This is a genomic window from Achromobacter sp. 1012554356 (assembly GCF_059760815.1).
Genome location: NZ_JCBANC010000034.1, coordinates 1 through 15,817 on the forward strand (window position 1 = coordinate 1; position 15,817 = coordinate 15,817).

Here is a 15,817-nt window from a genome sequence, read left to right on the forward strand (position 1 = left end):
CCAATCTGCCCACGCTCCCCCCCGCCGCGCTTGAACACAGCGAGGCCGCTGCCGCGCATCTGCGCGCGGCGATCGCCACCAACGGCGGCTGGCTGCCCTTCGATCACTGGATGGCGGAAGCCCTGTATGCGCCCGGGCTAGGCTATTACGCGGCGGGCAACGTCAAGCTGGCCGACGCGGCCGACGACGGCAAGACGCCCGCGGGCGACTTTGTGACCGCCCCCCAGCTCACGCCGCTGTTTGCACGCACCCTCGCGCGCCAGACGGCCGAGGTGCTACGCCAGACGGGCACGCACGACGTGTTGGAGTTCGGCGCCGGCACCGGCGCACTGGCCGAAGGCGTGCTGCGCGAACTGGATGCGCTGGGCCTGCCCGGCACGCGCTACCGGATCCTGGAGGTGTCGGCGGACTTGCGCTCGCGCCAAGCCGAAAGGCTGGCGCCCTTCGGCGACCGGGTGGAGTGGCTGGACTCGTTGCCCCACGCGTTTTCGGGCTGCGTGCTGGCCAACGAAGTGCTGGACGCAATGCCCGTCTCGCTCTTTGCCTGGAGCGATGCGGGCCAGGTGCAGGAACGCGGCGTGGCCCTGGATGCGGACGGCGGGTTCAAGTGGGAAGACCGGCCGGCCCCCGCGGCCCTGGCTGCCGCGGTCGCGGCGCGCATGCCCGCGCTGCCGGGCTACGTGTCCGAAATCAATCTGCAGGGCGAAGCCTGGATTGCCGCCATGGGCAGCTGGCTCGAGCGTGGCGCGGCCCTGCTGGTGGACTACGGTTTTCCGCGCAGCGAGTATTACCATCCGCAGCGCGCGGGCGGCACGCTGATGTGCCACCTGCGCCACCATGCGCATGGCGACCCCTTCACCGCGCCGGGCCTGCAGGACATCACCGCGCACGTGGATTTCACGGCCATGGCGGACGCCGCGCTGACGGCGGGCCTGCAGGTGCTGGGCTATACGTCGCAGGCCCGCTTCTTGATGAACGCCGGATTGATGGATCTGCTGGCCGGGCTGGATCCGTCCGATGCCCAGGCCTACGCGCAAGCCGTGGCGCCGGTGCAGAAGCTGCTGTCCGAGGCCGAGATGGGCGAATTGTTCAAGGTGCTGGCCATCGGCCGCGGCATGACGGCGCCGTTGTCCGGGTTCTCGCGCGGCGACCGGCTGGGCAAGCTGTAAACGACGAATAGCGGACAACCGCGGTAAGCGGCCGCGGCGCGTATCTGCGGCAAGCGGCTGCGAAGTAGCTGCGGCGAGCGCCACAGCGGCCGGCCGGATCAGCCTGCCTGCATATCCACCAAACGCGCCAGACGCGCCTGGCGCACACTTTCCTTGATGCGTGCCGGCTCGCCCGCGCATGCCTTGGAGATGGCGCCCGCGTCCACGCCGCGCACCGCCGCCGCCCGCGCCTGCCAGGCGGGCACATCCACCGCGCGCAAGACCGCCGCGGCATCCAGCAGTTCAAAAAAGCGTTCGGGCTTGCGCAAGGCGTCCGCGCGCTCCATCAGCGCAAGTTCGGCATCCGGGCCTTCCGGCTTGCCGTCCACCGCATCAAGGGCATCAAGCGCATCGAGCATGTCAGGCAAGAGGCGCGCATAGTCGTTGCATTCCGTGGGCACACGCATCCGGCGGCCAAGCGCCTCGCGCTCGGGTGTCAGGCGGCACATCAGCGCGTAGCGGCTGGCCAGCGGCAAGCCCTGTTGCGCGGCGCGGTCCACCTGCGGACCGACTTCCTCCACGCCCTGCAATTCGGGCATCACGCGCGCCAGCGCACCGGATTCGGCCAGCACGCCCAGCATGCGCGAAGGCGTATGCGCCATCAACCCGCGCGACAGTTCCTTCCAGACGCGCTCGGCCACCAGCGCATCGGCCTCCCCGGCCGCCACCATACGGCGGCACAGTTCCAGGGTTTCCGGGGCCACGCTGAAATCGCCAAACCGCGCCGCAAAGCGGGCGAGGCGCAGAATGCGCACGGGATCTTCCTCGAATGCCTCGCCCACGTGCCGGAATACACGGGCGCGCAGGTCGACCGCGCCATTCAACGGGTCCACGAGCTGGCCGTTTTCGTCCTGCGCAATGGCGTTGACCGTGAGGTCGCGGCGACGCAGGTCTTCTTCCAACGTAACGTCCGTGCCCGTATAAAAGGTGAAGCCCTTGTAGCCGCGCCCGGACTTGCGTTCGGTGCGCGCCAGCGCGTATTCCTCTTTGGTGCGGGGATGCAGGAAGACGGGAAAATCGCCACCGACCGGAATGAAGCCGCGGCGCGTCATGTCCTCGGGCGTGGCTCCCACCACGACCCAATCGTGATCGCCGGCCGGCAGGCCCAGCAGCGCATCGCGCACGGCGCCGCCGACGATATAGGCGCGCAGGCCCTCGGTGGCCGGATCGCGCGTCATTGCGCCGCGGCGGTTTCGGTGCCCACCGGCACGATGCTGCCCAGGCGCTCCTTCAGCGATTGCGGCTGGCCGGTGAACATCGCCGCGTAGTACGTGGCGTTGGACATCACGTTCTTGACGTACGTGCGGGTTTCCGTGAACGGAATGGTCTCGGCAAAGATGGCGCCTTCGACCGGATGCGTGAACGTCGAGCGCCAGTTGCGGGGCCGGCCCGGCCCGGCGTTGTAGCCCGCGCTGGCCAGCATCTGCGAGCCGTTCAGGTCGCGCAGCACGATGTTCAGATAGTTGGTGCCCAGTTCGGTATTGGTGTCGAAATCGTTGACACTGCCCGGCGTGAAGTCGCTCATGCCGATCTTGCCGGCGACCCACTTGGCCGTGGCGGGCATGAGCTGCATCAGACCCGAGGCGCCCACGTGCGAACGCGCATCCATGATGAAGCGCGATTCCTGGCGGATCAGCCCGTACACCCACGCCGGATCCAGGGCGATGGCGTTGGCCTTGGCCGTGACGCGGCCCTCGAACGGCGCGATGAAGCGCTGGCTGAAGTCGAATTCCTTCTCGGTGCGGTCCGACGTGTTGACCACGCGGTCGTAGATGTTTTCGGCGCGGGCCAGCTCGGCGGCGGCCATGAGCTGACGGTCGTTCATGCCGCGCAGGGTGAAGTTCCACTCGGGCACGGCTTCGGCACGCCAGCCCAGGCGGAACAGCAGCACGGCGCGCTGCAGGCCCGGATTGGCGCGCGCCTCGGCGATCTCGCGGTCGCTGATGGGCGCGGGGCGCGGCGGCACGTTGATGCGGCGGCCAAGTTCTTCAGCCGCAAGCTGGCCGTAGAAGTCGAAGCGGTCGGCGATGCTGACGTAGGCGGCGTGAGCTTTTTCCTTGTGGCCCAGCGCGGCCTGGCCGCGCGCCTTCCAGTACACCCATGCGGTCTCTGCCTGCTGCGAGGCCGGCATTTCATCGATGGATTCGATGACCCACTTCCAGTCGATCTTGGGCTGGCGGAGCGCCGCACGCACCTTCCAGCCCGCGTTGTATTCCGTCATGCGGATGTGGCCGGCTTCGCGGTACCAGTCGTTGGCGCGGCTGTCCAAGCCCAGCGCGGCGGCCAGCGCGTACTGGCCGCGCACCCAGGCCAGGTTCGACTTGGACATCGACTTGGCCCACTCGCGGCGCAGGTAGGAATCGGCGACGCTGACGTCCGATCGCGCCAGGCGGGCAAGCGCCAGCGTGACCAGTTCCTTTTCGTTGCGGCCAACGGGCATGCGGTCCTGCCGCGTGAGCCACTTCATGGGGTCCTTCATCAGGACGTCGTAGGTCTTCACGTCGCGCGGCTCGAACATGTACTGCACGAACTTTCGCGCGTCAGTGGTCTTGTTGGCCTCGATGGCGTCACGCAACTGCGGTTCGAGCTGCTCCCAACCCAAGATGCCATCGGCCACGAGCTGGTCGTAGAGCGCCCAGCATGCGCCGCCAGGCGCGAAGACGGCCATCGCTTGCGCGGCCGTGGCGCGCTGGCCGGTCATGTGCTTGCCGTCCAGAATGGCGCATTCGATCTGCGCGTTGCTGTTCCTCACGGGCGCGAGCTTGCGCACCGTTTCGAAGTCGCCGCTGCGGGCGGCGGCCAGCAGCCAGTCGCCGCGCAGGCGGTCGGCCAGGTAGGCGTCGCCGTTGCTGTTGATGAACTGCTGCAGGGCCGCGACGGGACGGCCCGAGGCGGGCGGCGTCCAGAGCTGGTATCGCAGCAACCAGTATTCGGGGTACATGCCCAGCGGATCGCCCTTGGCCTGCGGCACGAGCACGCCCAGGACGGACCACTGCTTGCGGTTCATGGCCTCGCGCGCGGCAACCACGGCGGCCAGCGCGGGGGTCTCGGCGGTGGGCGGCAAGCCCGCCAGCGCCACGGGCGGCACCGCGATCATCGGCTGGGCGGCCTGCACGGCAGGCTGAGGCTGGGGATTGACGGCGGCGCTGCGCTGCTGCGCATCGACAGGCGCACAGGCTGCCGTGAATAGCGCCACCAGCGGGAGCCAGCGGTGCAGCCCGGAGCGGGCGCCAGCCGCTGGCGACGACGAATTCTGATACCGTGGGGGCTGCTGGGCGCCTGTCTCTCGACGCACCCGCATGCTGAGCCTACGCAAATTCGTCTTCAGCATGTTTGCCTTCATCTTCAACCCCCCGGTTACAGCCACAGCATGACTACGCAAAATACTCAAGAGGATACCGCAGTCCAGGAGCGCACGCGATTGCGAAAATTGCGCGCCGACCTGCCTGACGACCAGCGCAGCCGAGGCGCTTTGCTCATGCGCGCGCGCCTTTTCACGTGGCTGAATGTCGCCCGCGACCAGGCCGTGCAGGCGGGCCATCCGGCCCCCACAACCGTCGCCGCGTTCTGGCCCATGGCCGACGAACCCGATCTGCGCCCCCTTCTGACGCAATGGGCCGAAGCCGGCATGACCGTCGCCCTGCCCGTGGTGCGCGAGCGCAACGCGCCGCTCGCGTTCCTGCCCTGGACGCCCGAGGCCGAACTGCGCGCCGGCCCGTACGGCATCCAGGAACCCGTGGCCGGCCCCGAATTGCTGCCCGACGTGGTCCTGGTGCCCACCCTCGGTTACTCGGAACAGGGCGACCGCCTGGGTTATGGCGGCGGCTACTACGACCGCACGCTGGCCGCCCTGCGTGAACGCGGCCACGCCTTCACCGCCATCGGCATCGCGTGGAGCTGCGGCGAGCTGTATCCGGGATATGTCCCCGCCCCGCACGACGTCCGGCTGGACGCGGTGCTGACCCAGGACGGCTGGGTGCCGCACGCCCCGCTTGAAGAAGGCAAGACCGGCGGATCGGTCCTGCACTCGTATCGGATGAACTGACGCACCAGTTTCGTCCGGCGGGCGCACCAGCGTGGTGCGCCCGCCAACGCCCCGGCGCCCGCCGCGGCGCGGCCCGTCCCCCGATTTCTTCTTCGTCCGCCATGGGGATGGCAATTCCCCCGTCCCCAGCGCATATTGACGCAGTGGCGCCCGCCTGCCGCCAAAGCTGGCATGCGGGTTGCTTGTAGATATGCATCTGCACCGGAGGAGCCATGAAGCACCCACCCGCCCGTCCATCCGCCTATGACGAAATGCGCGATGGCGAGAACCGCATCCGCGCCCACTACCAGGCGTTCGAGCGCTGGCACACCGAGCAGTCGGACGAAGCCATGTCCGTGCGCCGGCTGGAGGCCGACCTGAGCTTTCGCCGCGTCGGCATCACGTTCTCGGTTGCAGGCGACGCCGCCGGCACCGAACGCCTCATCCCGTTCGACCTGATCCCCCGCATCATCCCCGCCGACGAATGGCGGCTTCTGGAAGCCGGCCTGAAGCAGCGCGTGCGCGCGCTGAACCTGTTCATCCGCGACATCTATCACGGCCACGACATCGTGCGCGCCGGCATCGTGCCGGCCGAGCAGGTCTTCCTGAACGCGCAATACCGCCCCGAGATGCAGGACGTTGCCGTGGCCGAGGACATCTACTGCCACATCGCCGGCGTGGACATCGTGCGGGCGGGCGCGGGCGAGTTCTACGTGCTGGAGGACAACCTGCGCGTGCCGTCGGGCGTGTCGTACATGCTGGAGAACCGCAAGATGTCGATGCGGCTCATGCCCGATGCCTTCGGCCGCATCAAGGTCGAACCGGTGGCGCACTATCCCGACCTGCTGCTGGACAACCTGCGCGAGGTCGCGCCGCATGGCGGCGACGATCCCACCGTGGTGGTGCTGACGCCGGGCATGTACAACTCTGCCTACTTCGAGCACGCATTTCTGGCGCAGCAGATGGGCGTGGAGCTGGTCGAAGGGCAGGACCTGTTCGTCGAGCAGAACACCGTCTACATGCGCACCACGCGCGGGCCGCGCAAGGTGGACGTGATCTACCGCAGGCTGGACGACGATTTTCTGGATCCGCTGGCGTTTCGCGCCGATTCCGCGCTGGGCGTGCCCGGCCTCTTGTCGGTGTATCGCGCCGGTCGCGTCACGCTGGCCAACGCCATCGGCACCGGCATCGCCGACGACAAGTCCACGTATCTGTACGTGCCCGACATGATCCGCTTCTACCTGGGCGAAGAACCCCTCCTGTCGAACGTGCCCACCTGGCGCTGCGGCCGGCCGGACGAGCTGTCCCACGTGCTGGCCAACATGCACGAGCTGGTGGTCAAGGAAGTGCATGGCGCGGGCGGCTACGGCATGCTGGTCGGGCCGTCCGCCTCGCGTGCCGACGTGGAAGCATTCAAGGACCGCGTGCGCGCCAATCCCGCCAACTACATCGCGCAGCCTACGCTGGCCCTGTCGACCACCCCCACCTACGTGGAATCGGGCATCGCGCCGCGCCACGTGGACCTGCGTCCGTACGTGCTGTGCGGCAAGGAGATCCGCACCGTGCCGGGCGGCCTGTGCCGCGTGGCGTTGACAGAAGGATCGCTGGTGGTCAACAGCAGCCAGGGCGGCGGCACGAAGGACACCTGGGTGCTGGAGGACTGACCATGCTGAGCCGAACCGCCGACAACCTGTTCTGGATGTGCCGCTACACCGAGCGTGCCGAAAACACCGCCCGCATGCTGGACGTGAACCTGCAGATGTCGCTGCTGCCGCAGGATACGCAGACGCGCGAGGGCTCGTGGCTGGGCGTGCTGCGCATCTCCGAGCTGCAGGGGCTGTATCAAAGCAAGTACGCATCGATCTCGCCGCACGATGTGCTGCAGTACATGGTGCGCGACCCGGCGAATTCCTCGTCGATCTATTCCTGCATGCGCGCCGCCCGGGAAAACGCGCGCGCCGTGCGCGGCAGCCTCACGACGGAGGTCTGGGAAACCTACAACACCACGTGGCTCGAACTGCTCAAGCATCTGCACACCGGACTGCTGGAGCGCAATCCGGGCGAGTTCTTCGAATGGGTGAAATTCCGCTCGCACCTGGCGCGCGGTGTCACGATCGCCACCATGCTGGAAGACGAGGCGCTGTACTTCATGCGCATTGGCATGCACCTGGAACGCGCGGACAACACCGCGCGCATGCTGGACGTGAAGTTTCACGAACGCGGCGGCGCGGGCACGCAGGACAGCCGCGCGGAAGCGGCCGGCGCAGCCGCCGTGCAAAGCGAGTTCTACCGCTGGTCGGCGCTGCTCAGTTCGGTGTCCGGCCTGGAGATCTACCGGAAGGTGTACCGTGATGTCATCACGCCCGACCGCGTGGCCGAGCTGCTGATTCTGCATGGCGACATGCCGCGATCGCTGCTGGCCTCGATGCGGGCGATGGCCGACGACCTGGCGCGCGTCTCGAATCAGCGCTCGACCGAAACCGAGCGGCGTGCGGGCATGCTGTGTGCTGAACTGCAGTACGGGCGCGTCGAAGACATTCTGGCGAGCGGACTGCACCGCTACCTGGACCGCTTCCTGGACCGCATCAACGACCTGGGCAACCGGATCAGTCAGGATTTCCTGGTGCCGCTGTCGGCCTAACTCGGAGCAGGCAATGAAGCAGATCATCACGCACGTCACGCATTACCGCTACACGGCGCCGGTCAACTACAGCATCCAGACCCTGCGTCTGACGCCGCGCGACGACGAGCACCAGCGCGTGCTGCGGTGGAACATCGAGGCGCCCGGCCAACTGGACAAGCAGGTCGACGCCTACGGCAACATCACGCACACCCTGACGCTGAACCAGCCGCACAGCGACATCGAACTGCGCGTGTCCGGCCAGGTGCTGGTGGCGCCACTGACGCGGGGCGTGCTGGGCAGCGAAGACAGCCGCCTGCCGGTGCATGCCTATTGCGTGCCCACGCAGCTGACCCAAGCGGACGAGACCATTCTGGCGTTTGCGCGCTCGGTGCTGCCGAACGGGCTGTCGACCTCCGACGACATCCTGAATCTGGCCGCGGCGATCCACGCCCGCGTGGCCTACGTGCCCGGCACCACGGATGTCACAACCGCCGCCGATCAGGTGCTGGCCCTGGGCCTGGGTGTGTGCCAGGACCACGCCCACCTGTTCCTGGCCTGCGTGCGCGGCCTGGCCGTGCCTGCGCGCTACGTCAGCGGCTACCTGTACACCACCGCCGAGCATGCGGCCAGCCACGCGTGGGCGGACGTCTGGCTGCCCGACGTGGGCTGGACCAGCGTGGACATCACCAACAACCAGTTCGCCTCGGAGTGCCATTGCCGGCTGGCGGTGGGCCGGGATTACGACTCGGCCTCGCCCGTGCGGGGCGTGCGCACCGGCGGCGGCGAGGAATCCATGGAAATCAGCGTCCAGGTCCAGGCCGGGGCGCAGCGGTAAGCCGTAACATCTGCCCCGCCGCGCCGCAATACAATGCGTGGTGGTTTTTCCCTCTTTCCGATCATGACCTACTGCGTAGCCGCCCGCCTCGACGCCGGCCTGGTGTTTCTCTCCGACTCCCGTACCAACGCGGGCGTCGACCAGATCAGCGTCTTTCGCAAGATGACCGTGTTCGAACTGCCGGGCGAGCGCGTCATGGTCCTGATGACCTCCGGCAACCTGGCGGTCAGCCAGGCCGTGCTGAACGTGCTGACCCGTCAGCGCGAAGAAGGCGCCGACACCCTCTGGAACGCGCCCGACATGTTCGCGGCCACGCGGCTGGTGGGCGCGGCGGTGCGCGAGGTCTACCGCAGCGAGGCCGCGGCCCTGCACGAGCAGGGCGTGGATTTCAACGTCAGCATGATCTTCGGCGGCCAGATCGGCACCGAGCAATGCCGCCTGTTCCAGCTGTATTCGGCGGGCAACTTCATCGAGGCCGGCCAGGAATGCCCGTATTTCCAGATCGGCGAGGCCAAGTACGGCAAACCCATCCTGGACCGCGTGCTGCAACCGGACACCTCGCTGGACGAGGCCGCCAAGTGCGCGCTGATCTCCATGGACTCCACGCTGCGCTCCAATATCTCGGTGGGCGTGCCGCTGGACCTGTTGGTGTACAGCGCCAATTCGTTGCGCGTGACGCACTTTGCCAGCATCGACGAGCACAACGAATACTTCCGCATGATCCGCGGCTCCTGGGGTGAACGCCTGCGCCAGGTCTTCGCGGAGATCCCGGATCCGTCGTGGACCAATCCCGACGCGCCCGGCTCGCTGGTGCCGCCATCGCGCGTGCACCAGCCGCTGCGCATGGAGCCCGTCAACACGGCCCACGCCCCCTACGTGACGCCCCAGGTGCTCGCCGAAGACCCCGGCAAGGACCAGCCCAACTAAGGCGCGTGACGGTCGCAGAAGGATGGGGCCACAGCCCACCGTCTATCGCGGCCCGCGTCCGCTTGCCCAGGCCAGGATCTCGTCCCGATTTCCATCCAGCTCGGGCACCGCTGCCGGCTGCACCGGTAGCGGCTTGGAAAACTTGACCGGAAACGCCACGCGGGGCCCGTCCGCCGTCTCGGCAACCACGCCACGATGCCGTACGTGCGGGTCGTCGAAGACCTCGTCATGTAGAAGCACGGGCGCCCAGGGAATATCACGGCCGCGGAACACGCCTTCCCAATAGGCCAGGCTGCGGCTGGCAAACAACGTGCGCAGCCGGTCGTTCAGCGCCCGCTTGTCGCCCAGCCTTCCTGCCCGCGTCCGGTAAATCTCCGTGGTCAGTTCGGGACAGTCCGGCGCGAGTGCCTCGCACAGGTTTTGCCAGAAGGCCTCCTCCAGTATGCCGAGCGCAAGATGCCGTCCATCGGCCGTCTCGAACACGTCGTTGTCGGGCATGATATGCGGCAGGTTGTCGAGGCCCGCGCCGTGGGACCGGGTCATCGCCTGCAGGGCCGGCGCCATCCACGCGGTCAGCGCATCATGGATGGACACATCCAGATGCTGGCCCACGCCAGAGACACGCGCGTCATCGACAGCGGCCAGGATCGCCAAGGCGGCGTGCATGGCCGCGCAATAGTCCGACAGCCGCAAACGCGGGCGCCCCATCACGTCGCGCACCTGCGATGGAACGGCCCAATAGCCGGACAGGGCCAGGTAGTTCAAATCGTGGCCGGGACGCTGCGCGTAAGGGCCTGTCTGACCAAAGCCCGAAATCGAACACGTCACGATGCGTGGATTGGCTCGCGCCAGACGGGTGTAGTCCAACCCCATCCTGGCCATGACACCGGGCCGGAAGCCTTCGATCAGCACGTCGCTGCGCGCGGCCAGCTGCAGGAGGGTGCTCCGGTCTTCCTCGCGCGTGAAGTCCAGGCTGATGGATCGCTTGCCGCGGTTGTACTTGGCAAACGTTTCCGCGCCGAGCTGACGCGCCGTGTCGCCCTGCGGCTTTTCCACCTTGATCACGGTGGCGCCAAGCTGGCCGAGCAGCATCGCCGTATATGGGCCCGGGTGAAGCTGGCCCAGGTCCAGCACGGTCAGCCCGCTGAGATAGCCGCCGCCTCGGGTCATGCCAGGATCCCCTTGGCGATCGTATTGCGCTGGATTTCGCTGGTGCCGGTGACAATGCGGTAAAGGCGCAGGCGGCGGAATATGAACTCCACGGGATGGTTCTTCGTCACGCCCACGTTTCCGTGGATCTGCATGGCCTTGTCGGCAATGTCGAAGCAGCGTTCGGACACGAACAGCTTGCACATGGCGGCCTCGTCCCGCACGTCTGCGCCGGCGTCGGCCTTTGCCGCCGTGGCAAGCACCATGTGTTCGCAGGCATACAACGCCGTCGCCATGTCGGCCAGCATGTGCTGGATGGCCTGGAAGCGGCTGATCGGGCCGCCGAACTGCTGGCGGTGCCTGGCGTAGTCCACCGCCAGCCTGAAGGCCTGGCGCGCCAGGCCTATCATCGTCGGACAATGCAGCAGCCGGTTCACGCTGATGCGATTCATGGCGATCTTGAAGCCCTGCCCCGGCGCGCCGATCAGATTCTTCTTCGGCACGCGGACCTGATCGAACACGATGTCCGCGTCCACGTACTGGCCCGTCATCGGCACGCAGTCGTGCACAAGCCGCACGCCGGGGCTGTCCAGGTCGATCAATATCGCCGAGATGCCGTCGGTCCCTGCCTCCGGGTCGGTGACGCACATCGTGATGGCGAAGTCCGCAAACATGGACGCCGTGATGTAGTGCTTGGTGCCCGTGACGATGTAGTCGTCGCCGTCCTCGACCGCAGTGGTCTGCAGCCGGGTCGCGTCAGAACCCGACTGCGGTTCCGTCATGGCAAAGCAGGCCCCGCGCTCGGCATGAATCACGGGCATGATGTAGCGCTCCAGCTGATACGGCGTGGCATGGCGCACCAGATTGCCGATACGCGATGGCCCGCCCCAGTCGCCCAGCACGTGCGGAAACAGAATGGCGCCGGAAGCGGCGACGTCATCCTTCAGCACGCACAGATCACGATAGGGCAGGCCCTGCCCGCCCAGTTCGACCGGCAGCTGCGGACCGTACAGCCCCAGGGTCCGGCACCGTTTCCATACGGATTGCACCAAGCTGCGCTCGAACTTGTCTTCGTACCCCAGGCCGAGCGATCGCTCCAGCGGTAGCAGTTCATCCTGCAGATACTGCCGCAGCCGCTCGCGCAGCTCGGCCAAGGTAAGCGGTGTGTCGTTGGGCATGATGTCTCCTGTCTCGGTAATGCCCAGCTTGACAGCGCTAGCCATCCTCATGATTATCTTTTCTTCGATCTTGATAACCGCGCGGAATCATGAGACTGGAAGATCTGGACTATTTCCTGGCCGTTGCCCGCCTGAGGCACGTGGGCCGTGCCGCGGACAGCATCGGCATCAGCCAACCCGCGCTGACCAAGGGGATCCGCCGGCTGGAGGAAGAGCTGAAGCTGCAGTTGTTCCTGCGCACGCCCAAAGGCATGGAACTGACGATTCCCGGACGCGCGTTCTATCAACGGTCGGTCCAGGCCCGGCGCGAGCTTGACGACGCGATGCAGGAGGCCGGTGATCTGCATCGCGGCAGCATCGGGCAATTGCGCGCGGGCGTCACGCCGCTATTGGCCGAGCCGTTCTTCAATCCCGCCTGCATCGAATTGCTGTCGCAGCGGCCCGCCGCCAAGGTGCAGGTCATGGTCAGCCTGAACGATGCCTTGATTCCTGCCCTGCGCCAGGGAGACCTGGACTTTGCGATCAGCTCGCTGTTTGAATCCGCCACGGCGGCCGAATTCGATTGCGAACCGTTGTTTGCCGACCGGCTATATGCCGCGGCGCGGCCGGGCCATCCCTTGCTGAACGGCCGCAAGATCCGCTTCACAGACCTTGCTCCCTACAAGTGGATGCTGCCCGGCCCGCAAGCCGCCTCGCGCCGCTGGCTGGAGACCAGATTCGAGCAGCACGGCTCACCCCCGCCCGAAGTGACCATCGAATCCAACGCGTCCGTATCGAACCTGCTGAGCATCCTGCACGGCACCGACCTGTTGACGCTGGTCAGCGAAATGACCCTGTCGGCGCACGCCGGCCATGACCTTGCCATCGTGCCGCTGGATGACCTGACCTGGCATCGCCAGATCGGCGTTCTGACGCGGCGCAACAGCTACCAGTCGCCACTGACCGAGCGGCTGCTGGAGATCCTGCGCCAGCACGCGCAGCGGCGCGCGCAGGCGAAGTAACCCCCGCCCCGTCCCATGGCGTCCGCTATTCCGCCGTCAGGCCCAGGCGCTGGATCAGCGGTCCATAGCGAGCCGACTCCTGGTCGATGAGCTTGCCCATGTCGGCCGGCGAGCCGGCGATGGATTTGAATGACTGCGACTCAAGCGCCTGCACGACTTGCGGGTCGGCCATGACGCGGCGGATTGCCGCGTTCAGGCGGTCTACCACGGCGGACGGCGTCCCCTTCGGCACGGCAATGCCCGCCCAGCTTCCGCTGTCGAAGCCTGCGTAACCCAGTTCGGCAACTGACGGCACGTCAGGCAGGGACGCCGCGCGCTGCTCGCTGGTGACGGCCACCGCGCGGATCTTGCCCGACGTAATAAACGGCATGGCGGGCGCGACGGCCACGATGCCAACGTCTATCTGTCCGCCCGCCAGGTCATTCAACGCGTTGCTGCCGCCGCGGTACGGCACGTGGACGGCGTCCAGGCCAAAGTGCTGCTTGATGGTTTCGAACGTCAGGTGCATGGACGAACCCACGCCAGGGCTGCCGTAGCTGAGCTTGCCCGGATGCGCCTTGGCGTACGCCTGCAGTTCAGCGAACGTCCTGATCGGCAACGCGCTGTTGACCAGTACGACGTGGGGGGCAATGCTCAAGCCCGACACCGGCGCAAGGTCGGCGATCGGATCAAATGTCAACTTGGGCGACAAGTGTTTCGCGATCGCAAAGTTGCCGCCATATTCAAGCAGGGTATAGCCATCGGCCGGCGCGCTGGCGACTTTGCCGCCGCCCAGATTGCCTCCTCCTCCCCCGACGTTCTCAACGATGATGGTCTGCCCCAGCTCCTTGCCCAGCGGCACCGACACCAGCCGGGCGATGTAGTCGAACTGCCCGCCCGCCGTGAATGGAACGATCAGGCGGATGGGCTTTTCGGGATATCTGGCCGCGACGTCCGCCGCCTGAGCCGGAGCGATGGCGCTCAGGCCTGCCAGGGTGAGGGTCGCCTCGGCCAAGCGACGAACCGCCTTTGCAACCCACCGAACATCTCGTTTGTCCACACCTGTCTCCTGTTTCTTGTCGGGGTTGGACCGTCGCCTCCCCTTTGGCAATAGAGGTAACCCGGCGCCGGGCGCCGCGTCATGCCATACCCGATGATCTTCATAACGCACAGGAATCGGCCCTACGCGATAACGCGGCGGCATGATGTTTAGCGTCCCGGTTATGCGGCCGTGTGCTGCGCCGCGCAGCATAGCGGCAAGCCAAATTCGAAATGGAGCCGTCATGAACCAAGGCCGATACACCACCCGCAATGCGCGCTACTGGCGCGACCGTCCCGCCATCATTTTCGGCGACCGCAGCATAAGCTTTGGTCAGCTGGAAACCCGGTCCAATCGACTGGCCAATGCGCTTCTCGCGCTGGGCCTGACCAAAGGCGACCGCGTCGCCGTCCAGGCCTGGAATTGCCCTGAAATCATCGAGCTGGAGTGCGCCCTGTACAAGGCGGGACTGGTCAAGGTGGCATTGAATGCCCGCTTGTCTGCGCAGGAGATGGTGGACTCGGTCAACAACGCGCAGGCCGCCGTATTTATCGTGGATCCGGCGCATCTGGAGGACGCCGAGTCGCGTCGCAACGCCTTCGAAACCGTTCGCCACCTCGTCGTGACCGGAAGCCGGGACGCTGGCGACTGGCGGTCCTACGAACGCCTGCTGGAGGCTGCCGCCGACCGTAATCCGGATGTCCCCATGCAGCCGCAAGACCTGGCGGTGCTGCATTTCACGTCGGGTTCAACCGGCAAGCTGAAGGCCGCCATGCAGACGGTCGGCAACCGCCTGGCGTCGCTGCGCAAGGTGGTCATGGGCCGAATGCGCGCGAATCCGGGTGAAGTGCTGGCGTTGGCCGGGCCGATCACGCACGCCAGCGGCATGTTCATGCAACCGTTCCTGTTTCAGGGCGGCACGATCCTGCTGCACGACCGCTTCGAGCCCGAGGCCTTTCTCGCGTCGGCCGCCCGCCACCGCGCCGCCTTCAGCTTCATGGTGCCCACGATGGTCAACATGCTGATCGCTCATCCGAACCTGCATCGCCATGATCTGTCTGCCCTGCGGCAGATCTCCTATGGCGGCGCGCCGATGGCACCCGCACGCATCCGCGAGGCCTGGGAAGCATTGGGACCGAAGCTCAGCCAGGGATATGGCGCCGGCGAGACGACAGGCGGCCTCGTTCTGCTAAGCGCGTTGGATCACGCCGATGCGATGGCGGGCCATCCGGAGCGCCTTCTGTCCTGCGGCCGGCCTTTCGGCGAAAGCGAAGTCCGGCTGGTCGATGAAGACGGGCAGGAAGTGCCTCCCGGCGAAATTGGCGAAATCACCGTCAGCGGTCCTGACGTCTTTGCCGGCTACTGGCAAGAACCGGAACTGTCGGCGCAGGCGCTGCGCGACGGCTGGCTGCATACGGGCGACCTGGCGCGCACCGACGACGAAGGTTTCATGTACATCGTCGACCGGAAGAAGGACATGATCATCTCGGGGGGCTTCAACATCTACCCGACGGAAGTCGAGCAGGCGCTCTACCAGCACCCCGCCGTTTACGAAGCCTGCGTGTTCGGCGTGCCCGACAAACTGTGGGGCGAGTCAGTAAAGGCGATGATCGTCCTCAAGCCGGGCGAAGCGGCGACCCCGGCCGACTTGATCGAGCATTGCCGCAAGCAACTGGCCGACTTCAAGAAGCCGCGGAGCGTCGAACTGTTGGCGGAACTGCCGAAGAACGCCAATGGCAAGGTCGCAAGAAAGCAGATGCGGGATGCATTCTGGATTGATGAGGACCGCAAGGTGGGGTGATCGCAACGGCATGCGGGCATGGCGGAGCGGTTAGGTGCCGCCCAAAGCGGCAC

The 15,817-nt window shown here is 66.6% G+C and carries 13 protein-coding genes; 8 read left to right on the forward strand and 5 right to left on the reverse strand.

The features are described from left to right. Positions 1-1,169: class I SAM-dependent methyltransferase (locus tag AC6LJW_RS17775; RefSeq protein WP_498087881.1), on the forward strand; the 1,169-nt coding region annotated here is incomplete at its 5' end. Between the two features lie 98 nt (positions 1,170-1,267). On the opposite strand, the gene AC6LJW_RS17780 is transcribed toward AC6LJW_RS17775, so the two are convergent. Beyond that, positions 1,268-2,386 carry a tRNA nucleotidyltransferase/poly(A) polymerase-related protein gene (locus AC6LJW_RS17780; RefSeq protein ID WP_498087882.1) on the reverse strand — a complete coding sequence of 373 codons (1,119 nt, stop codon included), beginning with the start codon at positions 2,384-2,386 and terminating at the stop codon, positions 1,268-1,270. Continuing rightward, entirely contained in the window at positions 2,383-4,425 is a 2,043-nt protein-coding gene (locus tag AC6LJW_RS17785) for a lytic transglycosylase domain-containing protein (RefSeq protein ID WP_427987288.1), read from the reverse strand. Before AC6LJW_RS17785 ends, AC6LJW_RS17780 begins: the two co-directional genes overlap by 4 nt. Positions 4,426-4,578: 153 nt before the next feature. Between AC6LJW_RS17785 and AC6LJW_RS17790 the strand changes: the two genes are divergently transcribed. The 5 genes from AC6LJW_RS17790 to AC6LJW_RS17810 all read left to right on the forward strand — a co-directional run bounded on the left by AC6LJW_RS17790 (position 4,579) and on the right by AC6LJW_RS17810 (position 9,617). Continuing rightward, the gene (locus tag AC6LJW_RS17790; protein ID WP_498087883.1) at positions 4,579-5,253 is read left to right on the forward strand and encodes a 5-formyltetrahydrofolate cyclo-ligase; all 675 of its coding nucleotides are present in this window, start codon (positions 4,579-4,581) and stop codon (positions 5,251-5,253) included. Between the two features lie 212 nt (positions 5,254-5,465). Further along, positions 5,466-6,896: a circularly permuted type 2 ATP-grasp protein gene (locus AC6LJW_RS17795; protein WP_056560422.1), complete on the forward strand. Its 1,431-nt coding sequence runs from the start codon at positions 5,466-5,468 to the stop codon at positions 6,894-6,896. A 2-nt stretch (positions 6,897-6,898) separates the two neighbouring features. Next, positions 6,899-7,873, forward strand: coding sequence for an alpha-E domain-containing protein (locus AC6LJW_RS17800; RefSeq protein WP_498087884.1), 975 nt, complete (start codon positions 6,899-6,901; stop codon positions 7,871-7,873). A 13-nt stretch (positions 7,874-7,886) separates the two neighbouring features. Further along, the gene (locus tag AC6LJW_RS17805) at positions 7,887-8,690 is read left to right on the forward strand and encodes a transglutaminase family protein (RefSeq protein ID WP_056560427.1); all 804 of its coding nucleotides are present in this window, start codon (positions 7,887-7,889) and stop codon (positions 8,688-8,690) included. A 63-nt stretch (positions 8,691-8,753) separates the two neighbouring features. Then, the gene (locus AC6LJW_RS17810) at positions 8,754-9,617 is read left to right on the forward strand and encodes a proteasome-type protease (protein WP_056560432.1); all 864 of its coding nucleotides are present in this window, start codon (positions 8,754-8,756) and stop codon (positions 9,615-9,617) included. Between the two features lie 42 nt (positions 9,618-9,659). On the opposite strand, the gene AC6LJW_RS17815 is transcribed toward AC6LJW_RS17810, so the two are convergent. Beyond that, entirely contained in the window at positions 9,660-10,787 is a 1,128-nt protein-coding gene (locus AC6LJW_RS17815; RefSeq protein WP_498087885.1) for a CaiB/BaiF CoA transferase family protein, read from the reverse strand. Further along, positions 10,784-11,944, reverse strand: coding sequence for an acyl-CoA dehydrogenase family protein (locus tag AC6LJW_RS17820; protein WP_427985414.1), 1,161 nt, complete (start codon positions 11,942-11,944; stop codon positions 10,784-10,786). The genes AC6LJW_RS17815 and AC6LJW_RS17820 overlap by 4 nt, the downstream gene beginning before the upstream one ends. Before the next feature lie 89 nt (positions 11,945-12,033). Here AC6LJW_RS17820 and AC6LJW_RS17825 point away from each other — a divergent pair, with 89 nt between their 5' ends. Beyond that, complete coding sequence (locus tag AC6LJW_RS17825; RefSeq protein ID WP_498087886.1) at positions 12,034-12,945, forward strand: LysR family transcriptional regulator; 912 nt, start codon at positions 12,034-12,036, stop codon at positions 12,943-12,945. Positions 12,946-12,970: 25 nt separating this feature from the next. Here the strand turns inward: AC6LJW_RS17825 and AC6LJW_RS17830 are convergent, their stop codons facing one another. Then, entirely contained in the window at positions 12,971-13,939 is a 969-nt protein-coding gene (locus tag AC6LJW_RS17830) for a Bug family tripartite tricarboxylate transporter substrate binding protein (protein WP_427985410.1), read from the reverse strand. A 268-nt stretch (positions 13,940-14,207) separates the two neighbouring features. On the opposite strand from AC6LJW_RS17830, the gene AC6LJW_RS17835 reads away from it, so the two are divergent. Next, a complete protein-coding gene (locus AC6LJW_RS17835) occupies positions 14,208-15,764 on the forward strand; it encodes an AMP-binding protein (RefSeq protein WP_498087887.1) in 1,557 nt (518 codons plus the stop codon). Positions 15,765-15,817 lie beyond the last annotated feature (53 nt).